Annotated in this window: 27 protein-coding genes and 1 pseudogene; 10 read left to right on the top strand and 18 right to left on the bottom strand. The window is 62.9% G+C overall.

Features of this window, described 5'->3' with window-relative positions; all coding sequences use genetic code 11:
• The 3 genes from tatB to AAD018_RS11060 are packed head-to-tail and all read left to right on the top strand — an operon-like array spanning nt 1 to nt 2,191.
• Complete coding sequence (gene tatB, locus AAD018_RS11050) at nt 1-498, top strand: Sec-independent protein translocase protein TatB (RefSeq protein WP_367316121.1); 498 nt, start codon at nt 1-3, stop codon at nt 496-498.
• Nucleotides 495-1,364, top strand: coding sequence for a twin-arginine translocase subunit TatC (gene tatC / locus AAD018_RS11055; protein ID WP_367316122.1), 870 nt, complete (start codon nt 495-497; stop codon nt 1,362-1,364). The genes tatB and tatC overlap by 4 nt, the downstream gene beginning before the upstream one ends.
• On the top strand, nt 1,361-2,191 hold the full coding sequence (locus tag AAD018_RS11060; protein WP_367316123.1) for an ATP-binding protein: 831 nt from the start codon (nt 1,361-1,363) through the stop codon (nt 2,189-2,191). The genes tatC and AAD018_RS11060 overlap by 4 nt, the downstream gene beginning before the upstream one ends.
• Before the next feature lie 81 nt (nt 2,192-2,272).
• Here the strand turns inward: AAD018_RS11060 and AAD018_RS11065 are convergent, their stop codons facing one another.
• The 10 genes from AAD018_RS11065 to radA form a co-directional block, all read right to left on the bottom strand.
• Complete coding sequence (locus tag AAD018_RS11065; protein ID WP_367316125.1) at nt 2,273-3,418, bottom strand: peptidoglycan DD-metalloendopeptidase family protein; 1,146 nt, start codon at nt 3,416-3,418, stop codon at nt 2,273-2,275.
• A gap of 59 nt (nt 3,419-3,477) precedes the next feature.
• Nucleotides 3,478-4,095, bottom strand: a complete 618-nt coding sequence (locus AAD018_RS11070) for a protein-L-isoaspartate(D-aspartate) O-methyltransferase (RefSeq protein WP_367316221.1) — start codon at nt 4,093-4,095, stop codon at nt 3,478-3,480.
• A gap of 32 nt (nt 4,096-4,127) precedes the next feature.
• Nucleotides 4,128-4,913 (bottom strand): 5'/3'-nucleotidase SurE, encoded by a 786-nt coding sequence (surE, locus tag AAD018_RS11075; RefSeq protein ID WP_367316127.1) that lies wholly within the window; start codon nt 4,911-4,913, stop codon nt 4,128-4,130.
• Between the two features lie 201 nt (nt 4,914-5,114).
• Nucleotides 5,115-5,765, bottom strand: coding sequence for an SDR family NAD(P)-dependent oxidoreductase (locus AAD018_RS11080; RefSeq protein ID WP_367316222.1), 651 nt, complete (start codon nt 5,763-5,765; stop codon nt 5,115-5,117).
• Nucleotides 5,766-5,814: 49 nt separating this feature from the next.
• Complete coding sequence (locus tag AAD018_RS11085) at nt 5,815-6,075, bottom strand: hypothetical protein (RefSeq protein WP_367316128.1); 261 nt, start codon at nt 6,073-6,075, stop codon at nt 5,815-5,817.
• Between the two features lie 213 nt (nt 6,076-6,288).
• On the bottom strand, nt 6,289-7,200 hold the full coding sequence (locus AAD018_RS11090; RefSeq protein WP_367316129.1) for a restriction endonuclease: 912 nt from the start codon (nt 7,198-7,200) through the stop codon (nt 6,289-6,291).
• Nucleotides 7,201-7,204: 4 nt separating this feature from the next.
• Nucleotides 7,205-8,668 carry an amidophosphoribosyltransferase gene (purF, locus tag AAD018_RS11095; protein ID WP_367316130.1) on the bottom strand — a complete coding sequence of 488 codons (1,464 nt, stop codon included), beginning with the start codon at nt 8,666-8,668 and terminating at the stop codon, nt 7,205-7,207.
• Nucleotides 8,669-8,755: 87 nt separating this feature from the next.
• Entirely contained in the window at nt 8,756-9,808 is a 1,053-nt protein-coding gene (locus tag AAD018_RS11100; protein WP_367316131.1) for a PAS domain-containing protein, read from the bottom strand.
• 127 nt (nt 9,809-9,935) lie between these two features.
• A complete protein-coding gene (locus AAD018_RS11105) occupies nt 9,936-10,496 on the bottom strand; it encodes a CvpA family protein (protein WP_367316132.1) in 561 nt (186 codons plus the stop codon).
• A 16-nt stretch (nt 10,497-10,512) separates the two neighbouring features.
• Nucleotides 10,513-11,889, bottom strand: coding sequence for a DNA repair protein RadA (gene radA, locus AAD018_RS11110; RefSeq protein ID WP_367316133.1), 1,377 nt, complete (start codon nt 11,887-11,889; stop codon nt 10,513-10,515).
• Between the two features lie 139 nt (nt 11,890-12,028).
• Between radA and AAD018_RS11115 the strand changes: the two genes are divergently transcribed.
• The gene (locus AAD018_RS11115) at nt 12,029-12,892 is read left to right on the top strand and encodes a DUF2927 domain-containing protein (RefSeq protein ID WP_367316134.1); all 864 of its coding nucleotides are present in this window, start codon (nt 12,029-12,031) and stop codon (nt 12,890-12,892) included.
• A 16-nt stretch (nt 12,893-12,908) separates the two neighbouring features.
• On the opposite strand, the pseudogene AAD018_RS11120 reads toward AAD018_RS11115, so the two are convergent.
• From AAD018_RS11120 to alr, 3 genes and pseudogenes are all read right to left on the bottom strand, one after another.
• A pseudogene (locus AAD018_RS11120) lies at nt 12,909-13,334 on the bottom strand (paraquat-inducible protein A); the annotation flags it as partial.
• Nucleotides 13,335-13,412: 78 nt separating this feature from the next.
• A complete protein-coding gene (locus AAD018_RS11125) occupies nt 13,413-14,162 on the bottom strand; it encodes a DNA repair protein (RefSeq protein ID WP_367316135.1) in 750 nt (249 codons plus the stop codon).
• Nucleotides 14,163-14,279: 117 nt separating this feature from the next.
• Nucleotides 14,280-15,329, bottom strand: coding sequence for an alanine racemase (alr, locus tag AAD018_RS11130; protein WP_367316223.1), 1,050 nt, complete (start codon nt 15,327-15,329; stop codon nt 14,280-14,282).
• 53 nt (nt 15,330-15,382) lie between these two features.
• Between alr and AAD018_RS11135 the strand changes: the two genes are divergently transcribed.
• Both AAD018_RS11135 and AAD018_RS11140 read left to right on the top strand, forming a co-directional pair.
• Nucleotides 15,383-16,108, top strand: coding sequence for a sterol desaturase family protein (locus AAD018_RS11135; RefSeq protein ID WP_367316136.1), 726 nt, complete (start codon nt 15,383-15,385; stop codon nt 16,106-16,108).
• Between the two features lie 171 nt (nt 16,109-16,279).
• Nucleotides 16,280-16,642 (top strand): DUF1304 domain-containing protein, encoded by a 363-nt coding sequence (locus tag AAD018_RS11140; protein ID WP_367316137.1) that lies wholly within the window; start codon nt 16,280-16,282, stop codon nt 16,640-16,642.
• Nucleotides 16,643-16,652: 10 nt separating this feature from the next.
• Here AAD018_RS11140 and AAD018_RS11145 read toward each other — a convergent pair whose 3' ends face one another.
• The 3 genes from AAD018_RS11145 to pyrC form a co-directional block, all read right to left on the bottom strand.
• Entirely contained in the window at nt 16,653-18,143 is a 1,491-nt protein-coding gene (locus AAD018_RS11145; RefSeq protein WP_367316138.1) for a replicative DNA helicase, read from the bottom strand.
• Nucleotides 18,144-18,406: 263 nt separating this feature from the next.
• A complete protein-coding gene (locus AAD018_RS11150) occupies nt 18,407-19,081 on the bottom strand; it encodes an orotate phosphoribosyltransferase (protein ID WP_367316139.1) in 675 nt (224 codons plus the stop codon).
• Nucleotides 19,082-19,119: 38 nt separating this feature from the next.
• Nucleotides 19,120-20,160, bottom strand: coding sequence for a dihydroorotase (gene pyrC / locus AAD018_RS11155; RefSeq protein WP_367316140.1), 1,041 nt, complete (start codon nt 20,158-20,160; stop codon nt 19,120-19,122).
• Between the two features lie 149 nt (nt 20,161-20,309).
• Between pyrC and AAD018_RS11160 the strand changes: the two genes are divergently transcribed.
• Nucleotides 20,310-20,486 carry a hypothetical protein gene (locus AAD018_RS11160; RefSeq protein WP_367316141.1) on the top strand — a complete coding sequence of 59 codons (177 nt, stop codon included), beginning with the start codon at nt 20,310-20,312 and terminating at the stop codon, nt 20,484-20,486.
• Here the strand turns inward: AAD018_RS11160 and AAD018_RS11165 are convergent.
• Together AAD018_RS11165 and AAD018_RS11170 are read right to left on the bottom strand one after the other, a co-directional pair.
• Nucleotides 20,477-21,418 (bottom strand): phosphoadenosine phosphosulfate reductase, encoded by a 942-nt coding sequence (locus tag AAD018_RS11165; protein ID WP_367316142.1) that lies wholly within the window; start codon nt 21,416-21,418, stop codon nt 20,477-20,479. The genes AAD018_RS11160 and AAD018_RS11165 overlap by 10 nt on opposite strands.
• A 73-nt stretch (nt 21,419-21,491) precedes the next feature.
• Nucleotides 21,492-22,712, bottom strand: a complete 1,221-nt coding sequence (locus AAD018_RS11170) for an acyl-CoA dehydrogenase (RefSeq protein WP_367316143.1) — start codon at nt 22,710-22,712, stop codon at nt 21,492-21,494.
• Between the two features lie 118 nt (nt 22,713-22,830).
• On the opposite strand from AAD018_RS11170, the gene AAD018_RS11175 reads away from it, so the two are divergent.
• Genes AAD018_RS11175 through AAD018_RS11185 form a run of 3 tightly spaced genes read left to right on the top strand, consistent with a single transcriptional unit; the run spans nt 22,831 to nt 24,490 of the window.
• The gene (locus AAD018_RS11175; protein WP_367316144.1) at nt 22,831-23,730 is read left to right on the top strand and encodes an AAA family ATPase; all 900 of its coding nucleotides are present in this window, start codon (nt 22,831-22,833) and stop codon (nt 23,728-23,730) included.
• Nucleotides 23,727-24,101, top strand: a complete 375-nt coding sequence (locus tag AAD018_RS11180; protein ID WP_367316145.1) for a DUF4260 domain-containing protein — start codon at nt 23,727-23,729, stop codon at nt 24,099-24,101. Before AAD018_RS11175 ends, AAD018_RS11180 begins: the two co-directional genes overlap by 4 nt.
• Nucleotides 24,098-24,490 (top strand): ADP-ribosylation/crystallin J1, encoded by a 393-nt coding sequence (locus AAD018_RS11185; RefSeq protein ID WP_367316146.1) that lies wholly within the window; start codon nt 24,098-24,100, stop codon nt 24,488-24,490. Before AAD018_RS11180 ends, AAD018_RS11185 begins: the two co-directional genes overlap by 4 nt.
• Nucleotides 24,491-24,546 lie beyond the last annotated feature (56 nt).

Consider the following 24,546-nt stretch of genomic DNA (forward strand, 5'->3'; position numbering starts at 1 on the left):
TTGTTCGATATTGGCGGAACGGAGCTGCTCCTGATCGGAGTGGTGGCCCTGATTGTGGTGGGGCCCAAGGACCTGCCGGGCATGTTCCGCACGGTCGGTCAGTTCGTCGGCAAGGCCCGGCGGATGGCGCGGGAATTTTCGAGCGCGATGGAGGCCGCCGCCGATGAGGCCGGGGTCAAGGACGTGACGGAGACCTTCAAGGCCGCGGCCAATCCGGCGAAATTCGGGATGGACAAGGTGAAGGAGGCCGCCTCGGATCTGGGGCCCGCGACAAGCGCCTTGAGCGAGGAGCGTCAGGTGAAGGTTGCCAAGGTCAAGGCGCAGGCCGAGGAGGCGACAGCCCGGCGCAAAGCCAAGGAAGAGACGCTGGCCGAGGGCGCCGAGGCGCCCAATGCACCGCTTCCGGAGGGCGCCGAGGCAGGCGACATGACCGTGCCCGAGCTTGAGCCGACCCCGGTGCAGGCCGAGGAGATGCCGAAGGTGAAAGAGGGATCATGAGCCCGGCAGACGAGATCGAGGACAGTGCCGCCCCGCTGATCGAGCATCTGGCGGAGCTGAGAACACGGCTGATCCGGTCGGTCATGGCATTCATCGTGGGGATGATCCTTTGCTTCATCGTCGCCGAGCCGATCCTGAACTTTCTGTCCGATCCCATCGCGGACGTTCTGCGCGCCCGCGGCGAGGATGCGCGTCTGATCTTTACCGCGCCGCAGGAGAAATTCTTCGTCCTGATCCGGATCTCCTTCATTGGGGGCTTCGCGCTCGCCTTCCCGGTCATTGCCCATCAGCTGTGGCGGTTCGTGGCACCCGGTCTCTACAAGACTGAGAAGAACGCCTTTCTGCCCTTCATCTTCGCCTCGCCGCTTCTGTTCACGCTTGGCGCCGCATTTGCCCATTACGTGGTGACGCCGCTGGCGATGAATTTCTTTATCGGATTTTCGGATGCGATCCCGGCTTTGACGGCGGTTCTGTCCGGAGAATCGACCGTCGCGGAAGTCGAAAATCCGGAGCTGAGGACGATCTTTCTGGGATCGGTTCGCGAGTCGCTGGACCTGACGCTCAAGTTCATCTTCGCCTTTGGCCTGTGCTTTCAGCTTCCCGTGCTGCTCACGCTGATGGGCAAGGCGGGGCTGGTCTCGGCCGAGGGGCTTCGGGGCGTTCGGAAATATGCGGTCGTTGGTATCCTGGTGATGGCCGCGCTGGTGACGCCGCCTGATGTGGTCACGCAGCTGATCCTTTTTGTCGTGGTTTACGGGCTTTACGAGGTGTCGATCCAGCTGGTGCGCTGGGTCGAGTATGATCGCGAAAAGCGCCTCAAGGAAGACGGCCTCTGGGAGGACGAGCTGGAGGACGAGCAGACGTGAGCGATCCGTTGGAGCGGATTGCGGATGCGCTGGACCGGATGAGCCCCCCTGCCGCCGAGGCGCCTGACTTCGAGAGCGCCGAGGCCTTTGTCTGGCAGACCGCGCCGGACCGGCTGGAGCCGGTGGCGCAGGTCAACCGGATCGATCTGGCGCTACTTGTGGGGATCGACCGGGCGCGCGATACGCTTTTGGGCAATACAGAACGCTTCGCAGAGGGCCTTCCTGCGAACAACGCGCTGCTTTGGGGGGCGCGGGGGATGGGGAAGTCGTCTCTGGTCAAGGCGGTGCACGGGGCGCTGTCCGAAACGGGGCTCAAGCTGGTCGAGGTGCACCGGGAGGATCTGCCGAGCATTGGGCGCTGTCTGGCGCTGCTGCGCGGGCGGGCGGAACGCTTCGTCATGTATTGCGACGATTTGAGCTTCTCGCAGGACGATGCGCATTACAAATCGCTCAAGGCGGTGCTCGATGGCGGGATTGAGGGGCGGCCCGAGAATGTGATCCTTTATGCGACGTCAAACCGGCGTCATCTGATGCCGCGCGATATGATCGAGAACGAGCGTGGATCGGCCATCAATCCGTCCGAAGCGGTCGAGGAGAAGGTTTCCCTCTCGGACCGGTTCGGGCTGTGGCTAGGCTTTCATTCCTGCGATCAGGATGCCTATCTGCAGATGATCCGCGGCTATTGCGATGCCTATGGGATCGAGATTGCCGATGACGACCTGCGCGCCGAGGCGATCGAATGGCAAGCGACGCGCGGCAGTCGGTCGGGCCGCGTGGCCTGGCAGTTCTTCACGGATCTTGCGGCCCGGCGGGGCGTTCGGGTCTAGATCCGCCTGTCTTTGCCTTGATAAATATCCCGGGGGAGCTCCGACAGGAGCGGGGGCAGAGCCCCCGTCCACGCCCGATCTCTAGCGCAGGAATTCCTCTGGATCGACGCTTTCAAGCCCGCGCCGGACTTCGAAATGCAGGAAGGACGGCGAGCTTGCCCGCACCTTGGCGACATTCTGGCCGCGGGTGACATTGTCGCCGCGCGCGACGCTCAGGCTATCGATATTGGTGTAGACCGTAAGCAGATCGGCCGCGTGCCGGATCACAAGGATCTTCACGCCGTTCGTATCCTCGGTGACAGCGGCGACCGTGCCCGCATCGGCGGCCCTGACCGCAGTTCCGGCGGGTGCTCCGATATCTATGCCTTCGTTGCGGCCTTTGGCATAGGCGCGGATGATGTCTCCGCTGACCGGGCGGAGGAAACGGCCTTCGGCGGGCGGAGCCGTGCGCTCCGTCTCCAGGGTTGGTGAGGGCGGGGTCGCCGCGGGCGTGGCGATCGGGGCCGTGACCGCCGGATCTTCGGTCGGCAGCGGCCGGGTCGAGCTGGGCGGCGTGGGCGTTGCCGACCCCGCGCCCGGGCTTTCGACCGCCGGGGTGGGCCGCGCGCTGTCGGCGACGGGGATCAGAAGGATCTGGCTTTCCCGGATCGTGAAATCGGAGTTGAGCCCGTTCCATTCGCCGAGCGCCTGCACCGGCACATCGTAAAGACGGGCGATCGAGAAGGCTGTCTCGCCTGCGGTGACGCGGTGGCGGATCGGTTCCTGTCCGGTTTGGGGGGCGGGGGTGGCCGCAGGGGCGCTGTCGAGCGGTGTCACGTTCACCTGGGACGGCGGCTGGATCGGTCCGGTGCCAACGGCGCCGGTCGCGGGTGAGGGCTCTGCCACGCGGATCGGCAGCGCGACGAGCTGCCCTGCGCGCAGGCGGTCATCGGCGGCCAGGCCGTTGAAGGTCGCCACGGTGCGGGGATCGAGGCTAAGCCGCGCCGCAATATCCGAGATCGTGTCGCCTCGCCGGGCGACCGCGACCTGATAGTTGGGCCAGGAAATGATGCCGCGATTGTCCGGCTCTGGCCGTTCGGCAAGGGTCTGGACCGATCCGGTCGTGTCGAACCCGTTGCCGAGGCTGCGCAGATCCAGATCGAGCGGCTCGTCGCAAGCGCTGAGCGCAAGGCAGGCCGCGCCTGCCAAAAGCCATGTCCTGCGGGGCCGGATAGGGGATGCCGTCATCGTTCTTCGCCTCGATTTTCTGCTCGGGCCCGGTTGGCCGGGCTCCGTCATGTACCGCTCTAGTCTTGCCCCAACCCTTCCAGGAGGGGAACGAACCGGACGGGCAGCAGCTCTTCGTAGTCGAAGCCCGCGTCGGTGCGGCGCACGCGAATAAGGCTTTGGACCATGTCGGACTGACCCACCGGCAACACCATGATACCCCCAACCGCCAATTGCGCCAAGAGCGGACCTGGAGGGTCTTCGGCGGCTGCGGTTACAAGGATACGGTCGAACGGCGCCTGATCGGGCAGACCGAAGCTGCCATCGGCCGTGATCGCCGTGATATTGGTCAGATCCATCGCCTCGAAGATTGCGCGAGCCTCGCGCACGAGGCTCGCATGGCGGTCGACTGTATAGACCCGGCGGCAAAGCTGGCTGAGGATTGCGGCCTGATAGCCCGAGCCGGTACCGACCTCGAGCACCTTGTGACGCGGCTCGATCTCGAGCGCCTGGCTCATCAGGCCCACGACCGAAGGCTGGCTGATCGTCTGACCGCAGGCGATGGGGAGCGGCGTGTCGTCATAGCTGCGTTCGGAGAATGTGCCCCGGACGAAGGGCGCGCGGTCGATGGTCTCCATCGCTGTCAGAACGCGGGCATTGGTGACGCCGCGCTGGCGCAGCGTAAACAGGAACTGCATCTTGCGTGTGGCGTTCGCGTCGCTCACGGCGCCTATCCCAGCGCCGTTGCGGCGCGTTCGAGCGTCGCGTGGCAGGTCAGATCGGCGCGCATCGGGGTGGCCGAGATATAGCCGTCCAGATTGACCGAGACATCCGTGTCCGGCGCGGAGGGGAGATCTTGCTGCCCCCCCCGGATCCAGAGAAAGGTCCGGCCCGACGGCGAGGCATGGGGCTCGACCCCGAAGGAGGTGCCCTTGCGAAAGCCCTGTGCCGCAGAGCGCAGGCCCTTAACCTTGGCTGCCGGAACGGGCGGGAAGTTGACGTTCCAGAAAAGCCGGTAATCCGCGTCATCGTTAAGGCCAGCGGCAAGGATCTTGCGCACGGTATCGGCCCCGTGGGTCGCGGCGGCCTCGAAAGGGTCGTCCAGATCGCGGTTCGCGGGTCCGTAGAATTGCGAGAGCGCGATCGCGGGCAGGCCCTGAAGCGCGCCCTCCATGGCGCCGCCGAGCGTGCCGGAATAAAGGGTGTTCTCGCCTGAATTGTTGCCGCGATTGACGCCGGAAAGCACAAGATTGGGGCGCTTGCCGTCCAGCACCTGATAAAGACCGGCCAACACACAGTCGGCCGGAGAGCCTTCGGCGGCGAAGCGGCGCTCGCCCATCTGGCTCATCAGGAAGGGGTGGGTGTAGCTGATCTTGTGCGCCACGCCCGATTGCTCAAAGGCGGGGGCGACGATCCAGACCTCGCCGTCCGGGCCCGCGAGATCCTGGGCGATGGCTTCGAGCGTTTTCAGGCCGGGGGCGTTTATGCCGTCATCGTTGGTCAGCAAAATGCGCATGGAAGGTCCCCGGATTGGCTTTTGCCTTGCTAGCGTGGCCGTTCGCGGGCGGCAAGCGGTGGCGGGCAATGGTTTGACCTTTGCTGCAACCGGATTGCGACTCAGGCGAATGGGGCGCTTTTGAGTATTTTTGGCCAGATGAAGAGGATCGCGTCAGTCTGCCGGTCCGGGCGTGCCGTTAAGGTTAACGGGCGCCCAGGGTTAATTTGTCAGCGAGAGGCTTTGGAGAAGCGTGTGCGCGGCCTCGTCGCAAGATGTGAGGGTCGACCTGTCCTCTCCGGGGAAAAAGCGGGCGCGGGTGGCCGTGGGCATCGGCGGCAGGGTCGCGATATCGATGCGAGGGCCGGTGCGGGCCGTCTCTGCCTGCCAGCTTGCCGCGAGCGCTGTTTGCGCGGCTTTGGATGCGCCGTAGGCCGAGAAGAACTTTTCCCCTGCGCGATCGTCAGCGAAGAAGACCGCGCGGCCTTCGGTGCCCAGAAGCGGGGCCACATAGGAGATCAGCCGCGAGGTCGCCGTGACGTTGATCTCGAGACTGCGGGTCAGATCCTTTTCGGCACTATGGGGTGCCGGAGAAAGCGGGGCTGCATGGATCGCCGTATGACACCACAGATCGAGGCGTCCCCAGCGGTCGTGGATCGAGCGGCAAAGCTGCTGCATGGCGGCTGCTTCGGTGATGTCCATCGGCGCGAGTGTGGCCTGGCCGCCCCTGGCCTGGATGCGGTCGTCCAGATCCTCGAGCGCGCCGGTCGTCCGGCCGACGGCAATGATGTGGTGAGTGGCGGCCAGCTGCTCTGCCAGAGCGGCGCCAAGGCCGCGCGAGGCGCCGGTGATGAGGGCGGTTCGGTCTGTCATGGGCCGGGAATTGACCGCTATCGCCTGCCGGGTCAAGACCGCCTCTCTCTCAACGCGGAGGGAAGGTCAGCGCGACGGCGCTGCTCTTCCTTTGCAGGATGATCCGGCCGTCTTCGATCGCCGCGACGCCGTCCGTGCCGAGGCGGTCGCCGGTCCGGATGGAGACGGTGCGACCGTTGGGGAGCCGGATGAGGGCGCGGCGGTTCGCGGCATTGTCCGATATGCCCGGAAGTGTCATATCGCGCCGCGAGATGCGGGTGCGCGATGTCGCAAGATCGCCCAGACGGGCGGGGGAGTTGGGCGAGCTCATACGTATTGGGTCCCGAAGAGGGCCGGACCTCCGCCGCGAGTGGGGCGAGAGGTCCGGGATCCATTCGTACGGATGGGGATCGCATGGGAGACGTGCTTGGGGCGAGTCCCGTGCCCTGACGTCAGTTTTGCGTATGCTTCGGCGCCAGAGGACGTGGGATGAAATGCGAGGCGGGATTAGGAGGCAGGTCAGATAAGTGGATCTGATCTCGCCTCAGATATCCTTGAAGAAGGCCTTGTCGATTGTCACGTGTTCTATCATCTCTGTTGAGACGCCCAAATCGAATTGCTTGAGCAGATCGCATAACCGCGCGCCGTTTATAAGATCGATGGCAATTGCGCCATCGCGGGTTGCTTCTTCTGAAGCTTGAGCGGTGAACGTGCCGGTCGTTATGAAAAGGCCCTTATCCGCACGGCCCTGCAAGGCGCCGCGAAAATCGCGGATTTCTCGCGATCCAACACTGCCCTTCCATCGCTTGCATTGGAAATAGACTTGAAACGAGACGAGATTGACGCTCAGGACGCCGACGCCGTCAATCCCGCCGTCGCCGGTTTTTCCTCGGACTTCGACCTTCGTAAATCCTGCTTCGCGCAACAGACGTTGCGACAGACGCTCAAACGCCCCCGGATCCATCTTACCGACGGTCGCGAGAAGCTCAGCCGTCCAAGGGTTAGAGGTTGAGGCTTCGGTTTCTGTTTCGAGATCGTCGCGACTGGCGGAGGTCTGCGCTGCCTCTGCTTGCCTCGCCTCCAGCGATTTGAGCTTGGCCTTTTCCGCCTCTTCAGCTTGCACCTGACGGAATATGGCTTCGCATTCGGCCTTAGACGTCAGACGCTCCCCCAATTCAGTGAGCGCCCAAACGGCGCGCCTTGAATTATCAATCGCCTTTCCCCGTTTCAGATAGGTCCGGGACCAGGCGAGATAGTAATTCACCCTTGGCTGCTGACCGTCCTTCATCATGTAGGATTGTTCTTCTTCGGTCAGATCCGCAGCCTCGATCACCTCATCATCGAGCTCACTCAAATGGGCTGATCCGCCGATCTTCTTCAATGCGTTTATTGTAGCGAGCATCATCGCTGGAAGATCCGGAAACCCATCTCTTTTGAGGTTGAACGCATTTGGCATGCGATCACTCCGCCGCTTTGAGGCGGAAGCCTTTTTCAATCATGTCGGCGGGCTCCACCGGGTATTCACCCGAAAAGCAGGCGTCGCAATATTGGGGATGATCGGCATTGCGGCCGGTGGCCTCTCCGACGGCGCGGTAAAGGCCGTCGAGGGAGATGAACCGCAGGCTATCGACGCCAAGGTGGGCGCGCATCTCCTCCTCGCTCATCGTGGCGGCCAGGAGCTTGTCGCGGTTGGGGGTGTCGACGCCATAAAAGCAGGGCCAGGCGGTGGGCGGGCTGGCGATGCGGAAATGCACCTCGGCGGCACCGGCATCGAGGATCATCTCCTTGATCTTCTGGCTGGTCGTCCCGCGCACCACGCTGTCATCGACCAGGATCACCCGCTTGCCGCGAATGAGGGCGCGATTGACATTGAGCTTGAGACGCACGCCCATATTTCGGATCTGCTCGGTCGGTTCGATGAAGGTGCGGCCCATATACTGGTTGCGGATGATGCCCATCGCGTAGGGAATGCCGCTTTGCAGGCTGTAGCCGATCGCAGCGGGCGTGCCGCTGTCGGGGACGGGGCAAACGAGCTCGGCCTCGACCGGGGCCTCTTTGGCAAGCTCGCGGCCGATTGCCTCTCGCGTCTCGTAGACGGACCGGCCCCCGAGGATCGAATCGGGGCGGCTGAAATAAACATGTTCGAAGATGCAAAAGCGCGGGCGCTTGGGGCGGAACGGGCGGTGGCTTTCGATGCCGTCTGCGTTGATGACGACCATTTCGCCCGGTTCGATCTCGCGAATGAACCCCGCGCCGATGATATCGAGAGCGCAGGTTTCGGAGGCCAGCACATGGCCGTCGCCAAGCTGGCCAAGCACAAGAGGGCGCACGCCGAGGGGGTCGCGCACACCGATCAGCTTGGTCCGGGTCATCGCGACGATGGAGAAGGCGCCTTCGACGCGGCGCAGGGCATCCTCCATCCGTTCGGGGATCGTGCGCTGAAGTGAGCGGGCCATCAGGTGGATGATGCATTCGCTGTCGGACGAGCTTTGAAAGATGGAGCCGCGTTCGATCAGCTCGCGGCGCAAGGCGTCGGCATTGGTGATGTTGCCGTTATGGGCGATAGCCGCGCCGCCCATGGCAAACTCGCCGAAGAAGGGCTGCACGTCGCGGATGGCGGTCTGGCCCTTCGATCCAGCGGTCGAGTAGCGGACGTGGCCGATGGCAAGCGGGCCCGGCAATGTCTCCATCAGCGAGGCGGAGGTGAACGTGTCGCGCACATAACCGAAGCGGCGGGCGGATTGGAAACCGGCTTGGGCGTCATGGGAGACGATGCCGCCGGCCTCCTGGCCGCGATGTTGCAGGGCGTGCAGGCCGAGCGCGACGAAGTTGGCGGCGTCGGCAACGCCGATCACGCCGAAGACGCCGCATTCCTCGCGCAGTTTGTCATCGTCGAACGGGTGGGAGGGCAGGGGCCGTGGCACGGGCGATCCTTGTCCGAGGGCTGTCACGTGACTGACATAGTGGCTTGGCTCTTCGCTGTCACGGCCCAGATGCGGCCGCGGCGCAAATCACTCTGTTTCCTCGCCCCCGTTCGGGATATCCAGGGTGACGATTGTTCCTGTTACATCCCGTTCGACACCCAGCTTGGCGTCGAGGCCGGTGATTAGTTGGCTGACGATTTTGCTGCCGAGCGAGCCCTCCTGAGGCCAGTCGACATCATCCGGCAGACCGACGCCGTCATCCGCGATCCGGATGCGCAGAACGTCATTTGACAGCTCTTTCAGCTCGACGTTCACGTTTCCCTCGTCGCGGCCGATAAAGGCGTGCTGCAAGGCGTTCGTCACCACCTCGGAGACGGCCAGACCGATCCGCGTCGCTGTCTCGAACGGGACGCTGACGGCTTCCGTCGTGATCTGAATGCGCACGCCCGCGCGGCCGTCGAGATGGGCAATCGCATTGGCGACGCGGTTGACATAGGCGCCAAGATTGATCGCCTCATCATTGCGTCTGTCAGAGTGCTCACTGCCTTTCAGCTCTTCGTAAAGGAGCTGAAGCGCTTCGATCCGGCGGGCCAAAGTCTTGAACTCGGACTTCGCCTCGCTTTCGCGGGCCTGAATCCGGATCATGCCGACGACCATCGACAGGTGATTCTTGACGCGGTGCTGGACCTCTTCGAGCTGGCTGTCGATGTTTTCGATCTTGGCAAGCAGCGCCCCGGGATCTTGGGTCGCGCCGAGGTCAATCTGGATCCCCATGAAATAGGGAGAGTCGCCACTTTCGGACGAGATCGGGCTGATCATGAGACGGTTCCAGAAGGCAGAGCCGTCAGCGCGGTAGTTGCGGATATCAACCGAAGCCGAGGTCTTTTCGGCGATGGCGGTGCGCAACTTCGCCACTGTCCTGGGGTCAGTATCCTCGCCCTGAAGAAAGCGGCAGTTCCGTCCAACCGCCTCATCGTTGGAATAGCCGGTGACATCCTCAAACGCGCTGTTGACGTAGACGATCGGGCAATCTTCCATCTGCGTATTAGAGATCACCAAAGAGAACGGCGCGCGTGTCAGCGCATCGAGCGTCACCTGGGCGGGAAGAGCGTTCCCTTCGTTTCGCGTAAGCTCGTTCATCCGAAGGGTCCAATATCCTAAGTCAAAGTTCCTCTGACGCGAAAACAGAACCAGGTCGATCCCGCCGACCTGACTCCGATCTCAGAACGATAAAGGACTGCGTCTGCCGGTAAAAACAAGCTTAGCATTATTGCGCGATTCCACACTCGCTGACAAGCTGGTCATATTGACGCGTCAGCCAGCCAACGGCGGCTTCGGGATCCTGCTCTTCGATCTGACCGCTGACCTGAGCAAAGACCTGCGCGGCGCGGCTTTCGTCGACGACAGCGATTTCCTGAGCGGTCAGCACCGTCTCGTAGACGAAAAACCCGATCGCTACGATCAGAACACCGCGCAGAATACCGAAGAGAAAGCCGAGGCCCTGATCGACGCCGCCAAGGGCAGAGCGTTGCACGACCGACGAAAAAAGCGGCGTGAAGATCGAGAAGAGGACCAACGCGACGGCAAAGACGGCGGCGAAGGCAAAGATGATGCTCAGCTCGCAACTGTCGCCGATCAGACCGCTGATGCCGGGGATCTGTGCGATCAGCGGCTTGGCGGTATCGGCGAAGATGAAGGCGAGGATGGCGGCGCCGATCCAGCCTGCGATCGCCAACGCCTCGCGCACGAAACCGCGCGAATAGGCCAGAAGACCGGAAATGATGACGATAGCCACAACGACCCCGTCGACGATTGTGAAGCCTTCCATGGCGATGTTCCCTGACTTAACCGCGCGCTGGGTCGCGGGTCCCGAATGTCCCTTCGACGAAGGCTCTCACATCTGCCATCTGGCGCAGCTCGAGGCTCGTCGTTGCCGGTTTTTTCATCTCCGGCGCTATCGCGGTCGAGAAACCAAGTTTCTGAGCCTCTTTCAACCTATTTTCAGTTTGAGGGGCAGGTCTTAACGCGCCGGAAAGGCTGATCTCCCCCCAGATGACGTGGGTTGCGGGCAAAGCCGCATCCTCGCGGGCCGAAATCAGCGCGGCAGCGACGGCCAAATCTGCCGCCGGTTCGGTCACCCGCATACCGCCCGCGACGTTGAGGTAGACGTCGAGCCCGGTGAAGGGGGTTCCGGCACGCGCTTCGAGCACCGCGAGGATCATTGCCAGCCGCGAGCCGTCCCAGCCGACAACCGTGCGGCGCGGGTTGGCATGGGGGGAGGGGGCGACGAGGGCCTGAAACTCGCACAGGACCGGCCGTGTGCCTTCAATTCCTGCAAAAACCGCCGATCCGGGGGAGGGTCCGCCGCGCTCTGACAGAAAGAGAGCGGAGGGGTTTTTGACCTCGGTCAAACCGCGTCCGGTCATCTCGAAGACGCCGATCTCGCCCGCCGGACCAAAGCGGTTCTTGACCGACCGCAGAAGTCGGAACTGGTGGCCTCTGTCGCCCTCGAAATAGAGGACCGTATCGACCATGTGCTCGACCACGCGCGGGCCCGCGATCTGGCCGTCCTTAGTGACATGTCCGACCATGATGACCGAAATGCCACGGGTCTTGGCAAAAGTTGTCAGCTCATGCGCCGCGGCCCTTACCTGAGAGACCGAACCGGGCGCGGCCTCGACCGTATCGAGCCACATCGTCTGGATCGAATCGATTACGGCCAGATCTGGGCGCTCTGCCTCCAGCGTGGTGAGGATATCGCGCAGGTTCGTTTCGGCGGCAAGATGTACCGGGCTTTCGGTCAGACCAAGCCGCTCGGCCCGCATCTGGACCTGCGCGGTCGCTTCCTCTCCCGAAATGTAGAGCACTTTTAGACCCTGCCGCGCGAAGCGGGCAGCAGCTTGCAGCAAGAGGGTCGATTTGCCGATGCCGGGATCGCCGCCGACCAAAAGGGCCGAGGCCGCCGTCAGCCCGCCGCCGAGCACCCGGTCCAGCTCCTCCACCCCCGATAGCGTGCGCGGCGGCGCCTCTGCCCGCGTCGCCAGATCGGTCAGCTCGATGGCCGATCCGCGCTTCTTGCCAAGCGTCTTGGCCCCCGGACCAGTTGAAAGCGGCTTGACCTCTTCGATCGTATTCCAGGCGCCGCACCCCTCGCAGCGGCCCGACCATTTGGAAAAGGCAGCGTTGCAACTTGTGCAGAGAAACGAGAGATCCTTGGCCATCAATGGGTTGTTGCGCGACCGGGTCGCGGATGCAACAGGTTGTGCGTCTGGCGGCCCCGCTCGACTTTTTGGCGAAGACTTGCCGGTCAATTGGCGGTAAGTTGCCTATCAAAGGTCACCAGACATTTTCGAGGATTCGATGCTCGATTTCATCCGCTCGTGCCGGGTTTCCGGCATGCTCTTTCTGTGCGCGTTCGGCGCGGCCTCCGTTGCGGGTGCCGACGAGATGCGCGAGACGCTGCTCGACGAGGCTCGCGTGATGATCGCGCGCCCCGACGGCGCCGTGCGCAAGTGGTCCTACACCCCGACCGTGACCGTGATCCACGATGCGGATTACGAGACCGGCGAGGTGACCGAGACGGTCGATCTGATCAACGCCAATAGCGGCCTGCGGATCGGGACCGGTCCGAACGAGCCGGTCACCTACATTGCGTGGGATGCTTTTTGGAGCGATCAGAGCCGCCATGTCCGCTTTGGTCTTGTTCACGAGGAAGGGCATCACCACGCGGTGCAATCTTCCATCGCGTTGACGCAGGTCGGCGGGCATGTCGGGACGTCGAATATCATGGTCTTCGCTTCCAAGGCCGAGGAACGCCTGTCCCATGCGGCGCTGATGTCCGGCGTGCTTTCGGATGCCAAGGTGCGGCGCAATCTGCGCGCCATGGCAGGCCGTCAGGGGGGCGGGGAGTGCTATTTCCAGCTTCTATCGAATGCGGACAGCCTGCACGTCGCCTATGTCTTCATCCTTGTCGAAGAAAACGGGCGGTCCCCTGAAAGCTGCCTTTACGAAGAGGTGATGCAAACCATGGGCATTCTTCGCGACGCGGAAGGATCGGTCCATTTCAGCTTTGACGACCGGCACGAGGCGAAGGATCCGACCTACGATCTGGCCTTGCTGCGCGCGATCTACGATCCGTCCATCACAAGCGAGGATCCGGTCGAAGCGGTTCTGGATCGGTTCGCGGCAGAGCTGGATTTGCTTCAGATTGCACGGGCTCAATAGCGCCTTTGCTCAATTGCCGCGCCGTCAGGATCGAGATGGCGATACTGGCAAGGATGCAGGCAGTGAAAAGGTAAAGGCCCCATCCCGTCTCGACCCGGCCGACGCCGATCCCCTTGGCGACGACAACGTATAGCGCGATCAGGAACACGTCCGCCATCGCCAGCTTTCCCAGCCACGATAGCACCGGCAACACCTTGCGGCGCATCAGCCCGAAATGGACGAGGGCCAGACCAATTGTTTTGAGATATGGCGCGAACAGCGCAAAGACGGTGACGACGAGCGCAAGAAAGACGTCGGTCCCCCAGAGCGATTGAAGGCCGGAGATCACGCTGATCTCACTCAGTCGGAAGAGAGGAAGAAGCCCCGCCTTCAGAAGCGGGGCGAACCATGCAATCGGAAAGAGAATAAGAAGGGCGAGGTTCGCGTATCGGAGAAATGCCACGAGAATAATCCATTACGTTTGGATCATTATGTGGCGATTCCCCCTACTTTGGACAAGCCGCGAACCTCACTATCGCGATCATTCGGCTGGATTGGCGATCCGGACCACGTTACTTTTATCGTCGTCCTCGTAGGACAGGCCAAGCTCGGGAAGGATCTCGCGTAGGTCTTCATGCAGGCGCTCAAGCTGCGAGGCGACGACGCTTTCCTCCAGATGGATCTGCTCGCCCCAACGGCGCAGGTCGCGGGCAATGCGCTGAGCCTCGAGGATCTGCTCCTGTTGGCGCTCGATTTCTTCCTGCCGTTCGGTCAGGAACGCCTTGGCGCGGGCCACCTTATCGTCGTTATACACATCGGCGAGGTGACGCGACGCGTGGCTCATCTGGGCGGCGACCTCAATCACGTCCGCCTCGAGATCGGCGAGATCGGGATGATCGCGCAAATGAGCGATCCGCTCGCGGACAGCGTCGAATTCCGAGGAGAGTGTGAAAAGACCGGCACGATCGGCGGCATGGGCATAGTGATAGGCTCGTGTCACATCCTCCATCTTCAGCGCGAATGTGCGGTGATTGTTCTCGAGCCGCAGGACACGCGCGGATGTCGGAACGAAGAATGCCAGCGCGACGAGGATCGCGACGACCGCCATTTGGATGTAGGGGCCTCCGTCAATCGGCGCACCATCACCGAATTGCAATGGCACATTGAGCCATGGCGCTAGACCAATCGCGGCGGCAAGCGTGTACGCAAGGGTCGAGATTGCGAGTGTGAGAAGGATCACCAGGGATATACCGTGGAGAGCGGTCGAGGTCAGATGAGCAGCAGACTTCATCTTCTGTTAACTCCTTGCGCATAGCAGTTGCTTGCGGATCTGTGCCCGCCTTGGATACCTGCTAATTCCTGCTGACGCCGTTTCGTTCCGCACAAGATAAAGCTTTACGCGTCTGCGTCAGCGTGCCGCATCTCCGATACGGATGTCGCGCCTATAGCGCGCGCCGAGCGATGTCAGGATCTCGTACCCGATTGTCCCCGCCGCCTCGGCCAGATCATCGACACCTTGCCGCGCGCTCAGGATCGAAAGATGATCGGGTTTTTCTTCCAGATCAGTGACATCCACGGTGATGAGATCCATCGAGACCCGACCGGCGATGGGGCAGGGCATCTCGCCGGCCCAAAGGCTCGCCCCGTTCGACAGCGCTCGGATCAGACCATCGGCATAGCCCGCGCTGACCGTTGCGATCACGCTTTGGCGAGCGGCAGTCCAGCTCGCGCCGTAGCCGACGGTTTCACCCGGATCGAGGTCGCGCAGCTGAATGACCGGCAGATCGAGCCGGACAACAGGAGACGCCTCCGTAAAAGGCGCTCCGCCATAAAGGCCGATACCCGGTCGAGTCAGATCGAAGTGATAATCTGGGCCCAGAAGAATACCGCCCGTTGCGGCAAGCGACAGGGGCGCGCCGGCATCTCGCGCAATCTGCTGAAAGACAGCCAGCTGCTCGGCGTTCTGCGGATGATCCGGCGTATCTGCGCAGGCCAGATGGCTCGCGATCAACAGCGCCGTGCCAGCCCTTATGATCTCGCGGACGGCAGCCCACTCCGCAGGCTCCATCCCCAGCCGGTTCATCCCGGTATCGAGCTGGATGCCGAACGGATGACCGGGCAGCGCCTCGAAATGGCGAACGACCTGCTCGAGCGAGTTGAGCATCGGGATCAGCTGAAGATCGCGGATCAGATCGGCGTCGCCGTCCATATGTCCCGAGAAGACAAAGACCTGTGGCCCCAGCCCGATGGCGCGCCGAAGAGCCGGGCCTTCCTGCGCTTGGGCTATGAAAAAAGTGCGCGCTCCGGTCTCTGCCAGCGCCGGTGCGACACGTACAACGCCAAGCCCGTAGGCATCCGCCTTGACCACCGCGCCGGTTTGACACGACGTCATAGCGTCGAGCGCCCGCCAATTCGCTTGGATCGCAGCGAGGTCTATGGTCAGATTTCCTGCACCCATGACCGCGATGTCGGGCAAACGGCCCGCCGGGTCAAGCGCCCGAGGAGGGGCAGATGAACCGCGCAAGACTGATGTTGGGCCATAGCGGCGTGCTTGCGATGATCGCCGCGATCCCGCTCGGGCTCTGGCTGATGAGTACCGGCCCCTGGTGGGTCTGGCTCTGCGTGCCGCTTGGCCTCTCGGCGCAGGTCGTGAACGAATACGCGCTGCACCGCTTTGTTTTCCACTTGCCGCCGCCGCGCCGTCAATGGGCGTTCGATCTGCTCTATCAGGCCCATTACGGCCATCACGACTTTCCAACCAACGAGAAACTGTTCTTCGCACCCGTCTGGGTCACCGTCCCGGTTCTGACCGTCAATTCCCTGATCCTGTGGGCCGGTCTAGCCGCGATCGGTGTGGCGGAGGCGGTCCCCGTCGCGGCCGCTGTCGTTCTTGTCGGAGGAACCCTCACCTTTCTGGGATATGAATGGTTTCACATGACGGCGCATCTGACGGTCCCCAAGACACGGGTGGAGCGGCATGTCACCGGGCTGCACAACCAGCATCATTTCCGGGACTTCACCAAATGGTTCCATGTCTCCCCGGGCGGCGAGGTGATCGACCGGGCGCTGGGCACCGCCATCGATCGCGACGCGCTCAAGGCGCAGCAACGGACGGAGTTCATCCAGACCCTTGGACTGCGCCCGGACGATCCGCGCCTGATCGCGGCCCGGGACCGTTTCGCGCCGCGCTATGGCTTGACGTCCGAAGAGGTGAGGCGCGCCGCGGCGATGGGTTGAGCCGGTCCGGCGGTTCTTCTCAGGCACTGCCCATGCGGCCCGATCGGCGTCGTCTGGCCTCGAAAGCCTCCGGCCGGTTCGGGGAGGCGCCCGGTATTTGCGTTCTTTCGCCCAAGGGATTCGGGATGTTACCTGCAAAGGATCATCCACCGTTCCGGAAAGCAGGCTCCCATGTCCGTTCTCGCCCTCGTCCTTGTCGCCGCCATCGCCTGCCTTCACCTCTACATCTGCTGGTTCGAGATGTTCGCCTGGGAGAGCCGCGGGCCAAGGATCTTTCGGTCCTTCCCAAAGGATCTCTTTGCGCCGACCAGGACAATGGCCGCCAATCAGGGGCTCTATAACGCGTTCCTGGCCGCAGGTCTGATCTGGTCGCTGCTGATCTCCGACCCGGTCTGGGCGCCGCGCATTGCGCTGTTCTTTCTGGCTTGCGTCGCCGTCGCGGGGATCTACGGGGCGGCGACGGCCAGCCGCCGGATCCTCTATGTTCAGGCGGTCCCCGCGATCGTTGCGGGCGTCCTCATTCTTTTGACGTAAGAGATGCCGTTCAGAAGTCGCCCGTGCCCTGCTGCCAGGGTTTGACGAGGTTGCCGAAGCGGGTGAAGCGCCCTTCGAAGCTGAGATCGACAGAGCCGATGGGACCATGGCGCTGCTTGCCGATGACGACCTCCGCCTTGCCGTGGAGCGCCTCCATCTCCTCCTGCCACTGGGCCATTTTCTCCATCTCGTGATCACCCGGTTTTTCGCGTTCCTTGTAGTATTCCTCGCGGAACACGAACATCACCACATCCGCGTCCTGCTCGATCGAACCCGATTCCCTTAGATCCGACAGCTGCGGGCGCTTGTCTTCCCGGTTTTCCACCTGACGCGAGAGCTGCGAGAGGGCGACGACCGGAATGTCGAGCTCCTTGGCGATGGCTTTGAGGCCCATCGTGATCTCAGAGATTTCGTTGACCCGGTTCTCGCTGCGGCCCGTCCCGCGCACGAGCTGCAGATAGTCGACGAAAAGCGCATCGAGCCCGTGCGTCCGCTTGAGCCGCCGCGCGCGCGCGGCCAGCTGGCTGATCGGCAAGGCGGGCGTGTCGTCGATGAAAAGCGGGCAGGCCTCGAGCTGTTTGGCCGCCTCCACGAAGCGGCGGAACTCGGCCTCGGTCATGTCGCCCCGGCGGATCTGTTCGGAGGGGACTTCAGAGGCTTCCGACAGGATCCGGGCGGCGAGCTGTTCGGCCGACATCTCGAGCGAGTAGAACCCCACGACGCCGCCATCGACCGCCCCTTCGGAGCCGTCATGTTTCTGGCCGCGCTTGTATTTTTTGGCGATGTTGAAGGCGATATTCGTGGCCAGCGACGTTTTCCCCATCGACGGGCGCCCGGCGAGGATCAGAAGGTCCGATTTGTGCAGGCCTCCTAGCTTCTTGTCGAGATCGTCAAGTCCGGTGGAGACGCCCGCGAGCCCGCCCTCGCGCTGATAGGCGGCGTTGGCCACTTCCACGGCATCGGTGACGGCGCGCAGGAAGGATTGGAACCCGGTCTCCGACGATCCCTTCTCGGCCAGCTCGTAAAGCTGCTGTTCAGCCTCGACGATTTGATCGGACGGCTCGCTTTCCACATCGACACGCGCGGCCTTGGCCGAGATATCGCGCCCGACCGCAATCAGCTCGCGCCGGATCGCCAGATCATAGATCATCTGCGCGTAATCGCGGGCGGCGAAGGACGAGATCGCGGCGCCTGCAAGACGCACAAGATAGGCTGCGCCGCCCAGCTCCTGCAGCCCCGGATCCTCCTCGAGAAAGGCCTTGAGCGTCACCGGCGTGGCCAGAGCGTTCTTGGAGATCCGGGCGGCGGCGGTCTCGAAGATCAGCTGGTGGACGGGATCGTAGAAGTGCTTGGGCTGCACGATCGAGGCGACACGGTCGAAGATATCGTTCTTGGTCAGGATCGCGCCGAGAAGCTGCTGCTCGGCCTCGATCGAATGGGGCATAGTGTCTGCCCCCGCCTGTTCGATCTGGCCTGCCTTGAGGGACGCAATCTCGTTCACCGGCTGCTCTCCTTTTGCTCGTATCGGGGCGTCTTATGCGCCGGCGCCGCACCTGTCGCTGTGGAAATCTTTCGGGGCGACTCGGCTGTTTTGTCCAGACTACCCGGTTTTCGCACAAGCAAGAGACAAGATCTTGTGGCCGAGCGCCGCGTGCCTTCTAGACCGGGGATAAACCGCCGATTCTGTGGATGATCGAACCACAAACCACCCACAGGACGGCCCACAGCTATTTCAGGCGGCGCCGAACGCGCGCCCCAAGGCCGTCACGAATGGGTTGCCTGCCACCCACGCGGATCGGACAGGAACGCCTCTACCTCGGTCAGGGTCGCGCGTTCAAAGCTGCCCTGCGCCTTGGCCTCGGCCAGAACGTCCCACCAGGTCGCCAGATGCAGAAGCGAGATGCCATGCTCGGCAAGGCTCTCTTCGGTGCCTTTGAAGATATCGTAATAGAAGATTACGGCCGTCCAGGCGCAGCTCGCGCCCGTCTCGCGGATCGCATCGACAAAGGACAGCTTGGAGCCGCCATCGGTCGTTAGATCCTCGACCAGCAGCACCCGCTGGCCTTCGGTCATATCCCCCTCGATCCGGGCATTGCGGCCATAGCCTTTCGGCTTCTTGCGGACATAGCTCATCGGCAGTGCCAGACGTTCGGCCACCAGGGCGGCAAACGGGATCCCGGCGGTCTCTCCGCCCGCGATATTGTCGAAGGCCTCGAACCCCGCCTCGCGCAGGATCGTGACGGCCATGAAATCCATCAGGCTTGCCCGGATCCGCGGATAGGAGATCAGCTTGCGGCAATCGATATAAGTGGGCGAGCGTAGGCCGGAGGCGAAGGTGAACGGCTCCTCCGCGTTGAAATGAACGGCGCCGATCTCGAGCAGCGCGCGCGCGGTCAGGCGGGCCATCTCGTCCTTGGGGGGAAAGCTTGTAGGGATCATGTCAGCTTCATCTTGTCCTAAATATGCAAATCCTGCGCTCAGGCCTCGACCCGCCAATGCAGCGGGAAGCCGGGATCGAAGACGGTAACGGGCCCCTCTCCGGTAGCGATCTCGGCGGGGTAGGAGACAGGCTCTCCCTTGACCAGGCGGATGCGGTCCTCACTGGGATCGAGCCGGTAGAACCGCGGCCCGTTCAGAGATGTGAAGGCCTCCAGCTTACCCAGCTTGCCGGCCGCCTCGAAGATCTCGGCGAGGCAAGAGAGTGTGTTGGTCGCGGTAAAGATTCCGGCACAGCCGCAGGACTGGTATTTGTTCGCCGCCGTATGCGGTGCGCTGTCGGTGCCGAGGAAAAAGCGCGCATCGCCCGAAATCGCGGCCTGCACCAAAGCGACGCGGTGCTGCTCGCGCTTGGCGACGGGTAGGCAATAGTAGTCGGGGCGGATGCCACCCGCGAGGATGTGGTTGCGATTGATGATCAGATGATGGGTCGTGATCGTCGCTGCGATGTTCTTGGTCTGGTCGCGAATGTAATCGACCGCATGTTCGGTCGTGACATGCTCCAGCACGATGCGCAGATCGCCCTCCGCCTTGCGGAGGGGCTTGAGCACCTTGTCGATAAAAACCGCCTCTCGGTCGAAGATGTCGATCGCGCTGTCCGTCACCTCTCCGTGGATGCACAGCGGCATCCCGATCTCGGCCATGCGCGCCAGAACCGGGCGAACCTTCTCGATATCGCGCACGCCCGAGGCGGAATTCGTCGTGGCCCCCGCCGGGTAAAGCTTGACGGCCAGCGCCGTGCCATCGGCATGGGCGGCAGCGACATCGTCCGGGTCCGTCTCCTCGGTCAGGTAAAGCGTCATCTGCGGGCGAAAGGACGTGCCTTCGGGCAAAGCCGCCATGATCCGCTCGCGATAGGCGCGGGCCTGGGCGGCCGTCGCGACCGGCGGAACGAGATTGGGCATCACCAGCGCCCGGCCGAAATGACGTGCGGATTCCGGCGCGACGGCCGTCAGCATCGCGCCATCGCGCAGATGCAGATGCCAGTCATCGGGGCGGCGAAGCGTGATCTCTTTCGTCATCGTGACCCGGGCCTAGCACGGAAATCGCGGGATCTGCCATAGGCTCCGTGCCATGCGGCGCGCGCATAGCGGGACTGCCGGATTGTCGGTTTTACGTCAGCTTTGATGACGTATTTTCAGATCAAGCCGTGACCCAAAGGAAATACACCATGATCCGATCCGTCTTCTCCCGCCTGTCCCGTGGCGCCAGCGCCGTGGCCCATGCCCAAAGCCGCTCTGCTGAATTCGAGCGTTTGAACGCCAAGAGCGACGCCGAACTGGCCCGCATCGGTCTGAGCCGCGGGTCCATCGCACGCTACGTCTACCGCGACATTCTCTACGTCTGAGCGGTCAGACCCGGCGCCGTCTCGCTGGCCTTGGCTAGGCGCTCGTCAAAAAACTTATGCGGATGCTCGCGCTGCCCAAACCCGCAGACGCGGGCCGCCAGATCATGCTTCCCGCGCGCCTCGAGCATTAGCACCAGCCCGCGCAGATAGGGCAGGTGGAACCGGCGATGCCGGTAGAGCGCATAGAACAGGTTGCGCGTCAGATTGCCCGACATCGCCGCCTCGATCATCGGATCGAGAAGGCCGATCGCATCGATATCCTTGTCTGTGCGCAGAAGGTTCATCGGGCAGGCCAAAAGTTCGGTCTGCGGCTTATGAAACAAGGCGGCATGCATCGCATCGCGCCGGTTATGCGGATCGTAAAGCACGAAGACCTTGTCGGCCCCCTCGATCATCTCGGGCGCATAGCCGTAGCGGCTCGTGAAATCCTGATGGCGGCTGTCGCGGAACCGGTCGTCCCACCCGGCCAGCGTCGGATCAAGCGTCGCCTGCGGGCGCACGGCGATCACCGTGGAACCGGGAGCGGCCACCGAATAGGCGGCGGCTGCATAGCCGCACGGCCCGGCGCCGAAAAAGACGACCTGTTCGAAGCTCTCAAAGATGCCCTCGTCGATCATCCGGTCCATGGACTGGTAGATCGCCTCGTGCCGGAACCAGCTTTTGCCGTCCGAAAAGAGGCTCAGCGAGGACCAGCCATGTTTGCGCGTATAGCGAAACCCGAGCGGTTCGGCGTCGGGCGATTCCAGAATGTGGTCGATCGTCTCAAATGTGACGATCAACCTGTTCCCGCCCGGCAGAAAAACCGCGCTGTGATCGGGACCGAGGGGTTCGAATTCACCATGATCAAGAACAATGTCTTCGATCCGGCTCAACCATGCCGCCCGCTCCAGGCCGGCCAAACCACGACCGGCTCCGTCTGTCAAAAATGCCATTCCTAATACCTTCCAGCAATAATAACAGGTACATAGGTGCTCGGCCTGGCTGTGTTAACCCTACCGATCCCCGCTAAAAGAAGGCCTGCAGTCCGGTCTGCGCTCTCCCCAGTATAAGCGCGTGAACATCATGCGTGCCTTCATACGTATTAACCGTCTCCAGATTGATCATGTGGCGCATCACCGGGAAACTGCCCGAGATGCCGTTGCCGCCATGCATGTCGCGGGCGTGGCGTGCGATCTCCAGCGCCTTGCCGCAATTGTTGCGCTTCATCAGACTGATCAGCTCGGGAGAGGCCGATCCCTCCTCCATCATACGCCCTGCGCGCAAGGCACCCTGCAGACCCAGCGCGATGTCGGTTTGCATATCCGCGAGTTTCTTCTGGAAAAGTTGCGTCTGTGCCAGCGGCTTGCCGAACTGCTTGCGATCCAGCCCGTATTGCCGCGCCGCATGCCAGCACGCCTCGGCTGCGCCCATCACGCCCCAGCTGATGCCGTAGCGCGCGCGGTTCAGGCATCCGAACGGCCCCTTGAGCCCCTCGACACCCGGCAACAGCGCCTCCTCGCCCACTTCGACATCCTGCATCACGATCTCGCCTGTCACAGAGGCGCGCAGGCTGAGTTTGCCGTCGATCTTGGGCGCGGACAGGCCCGCCATCCCCTTCTCCAACACGAAGCCCCGGATTTTACCCCCATGAGCCTCGGATTTGGCCCAGATGACGAAGACATCGGCGATCGGCGCGTTCGAAATCCACATCTTCGCGCCATTCAGGACGTAGCCGCCATCCGTCGTCTTGGCCGTCGTCTTCATGCCCGCCGGATCGGAACCCGCATCGGGTTCGGTCAAGCCAAAGCAGCCGATCAGATCGCCGCCGGCCAGCCCCGGCAGGTATTTGGCGCGCTGCGCGTCAGTGCCGTAGGCTTCGATCGGATACATCACGAGCGAGGATTGGACCGACATCATCGACCGGTATCCCGAATCGACCCGCTCGATCTCGCGCGCGATCAGACCGTAGGTCACATAGCCCGCGCCAAGCCCGCCATGCTCTTCGGCGGTTGTCGCGCCCAGCAGCCCGGCGGCGCCCAGTTCGGCAAAAAGGGCGGGATCGGTTGTCTCGCTATCATAGGCACCCGCCACCCGGGGTTGCAGGTGTTCCTGCGCAAAGGTCCGGGCGGCATCGCGCAGCATCCGTTCGTCCTCGGTCAGCTGCGCTTCGAGGTGAAAGGGATCCTCCCAATCGAACCGGGACAGCTCCGGGCCGGTGCCTATGCGGATCGGGGTCGAAACGTTCATCGGGATACCTCAGCTTCAGGTTGTGAACCCTAGGGCGTTGTTGACGCAAGGGCAATCGCTCTGCCTTGACCCTAACGTCGCATAGAAGCAGCCTGACAACTGACTTAGGGGAGGCGGAATGGACTCAATAGATAACGTTCAGGCAGCGCTCGGCCAAGAGAACTACGTGTGCGGGCGGGCGCTGGCAACGGTCGTCTTTCTGGCGCAGCGGCTGGGGCGACCGCTCTTTCTCGAAGGCGAGGCAGGCACCGGAAAGACCGAAATCGCCAAGGCCATCGCCGCCTCCCTAGGACGGCGGCTGATCCGTCTGCAATGCTACGAAGGGCTCGATGCGGCCTCTGCGGTCTACGAATGGAACTTCGCCGGGCAGATGATCGCCATTCGCGCCGCCGAGGCCGCGGGCGGCGCGGATCGCGACATGCTCAAGGACGAGCTCTTCACCGAGGAGTTCCTGATCGAGCGTCCGCTTTTGCAGGCGATGCGCCCTCAACCCGGCGGCGCGCCGGTTCTGCTGATCGACGAGATTGATCGCACCGACGAGCCGTTCGAAGCCTTCCTGCTCGAGGCGTTGAGCGACTTTCAGGTGACGATCCCCGAACTGGGCACGATCCGCGCGCCCGAGCCACCGATCGTCATCCTGACCTCGAACCGCACGCGCGAGGTGCATGATGCGCTCAAGCGGCGGTGCCTCTATCATTGGGTGGATTTCCCCGATTTCGAGCGCGAGATCGAAATCCTCCACGCCCGCGCCCCCGAAGCCGCCGAGGCGCTCAGCCGCGAGGTCGTCGCTTTCGTTCAGCGGCTTCGAACCGAGGATCTCTTCAAGAAACCCGGCGTCGCCGAGACGATCGACTGGGCCAAATGTCTGCTCGCCCTCGACGTGATCGACCTCTCCCCCGAGGTGATCGCCGACACGGTCGGCGCGATCCTGAAGTACCAGGACGACATCCAAAAACTGCAGGGCTCCGAGGCAAAGCGGCTGCTGGACGAGGTCAAAGCAGAGCTTGCCCCGGCATGAGAGGCGTTGTTTGGCTCCGGCTCGAAGCTCTGGTCATCCTGGCAGGCGCGATCCTCTTCGTCTGGATCCATCCGGCAACCCTGCCCATCTGGCTGATCGTCCTGATCCTGATCGCGCCGGATATCGCCATGGCGGGTTATGCCGCAGGCCCCCGCATCGGAGCGGTCTGCTACAATCTGGCCCACACCTATGCCGCGCCGGTTCTTCTCGCGATCCTGTCCTATGTGATCGACCACGCCGGCAGCCATGGCATCGAAGCCGCCGCCTTCTGGGCCATCCACATCGCCGCCGACCGTGCGCTGGGCTACGGCCTGAAGGAGCCGACCGATTTCAAGGAGACGCATCTCGGTCGTCTGGGGCAGTCAAGTTGATCCTCTACCGCCCGACAGGCCTCGCCGAACTGAAACTGGTGGCCGCCTCCGGCTGGCACTCATGGCCCCCGCGCTTGCCCGATCAGCCAATTTTCTACCCGGTGACAAGTTTCGATTACGCTGAGAAGATCGCGCGGGACTGGAACGCAATCGGCCAAGGCGACTCCCGCTACGGGTTCGTCACCGAATTTGAGATCAGCGACGCCACAGCCGCGCGCTACCCGGTGCAGGTCGCGGGCGGGCGCGCTCATGAAGAGCTCTGGGTCCCCGCCGAAGAGCTTGATGCATTCAATACCGGGATCGTCGGACGCATTCGAGCGATTGCGAGTTACAAAGATCGCAGCCGATCAGATCTGGCAGCAACGCTGGCTGCCGTAGGTTTGTCATGAAGAACAGACCAGCTCCTCATCTTGCCAAAAATACCTCCGCCGGAGGCTCCCGCCTA

Source organism: Aestuariibius insulae (assembly GCF_040783535.2).
In the GTDB taxonomy this organism is placed as follows: domain Bacteria; phylum Pseudomonadota; class Alphaproteobacteria; order Rhodobacterales; family Rhodobacteraceae; genus Aestuariibius; species Aestuariibius insulae.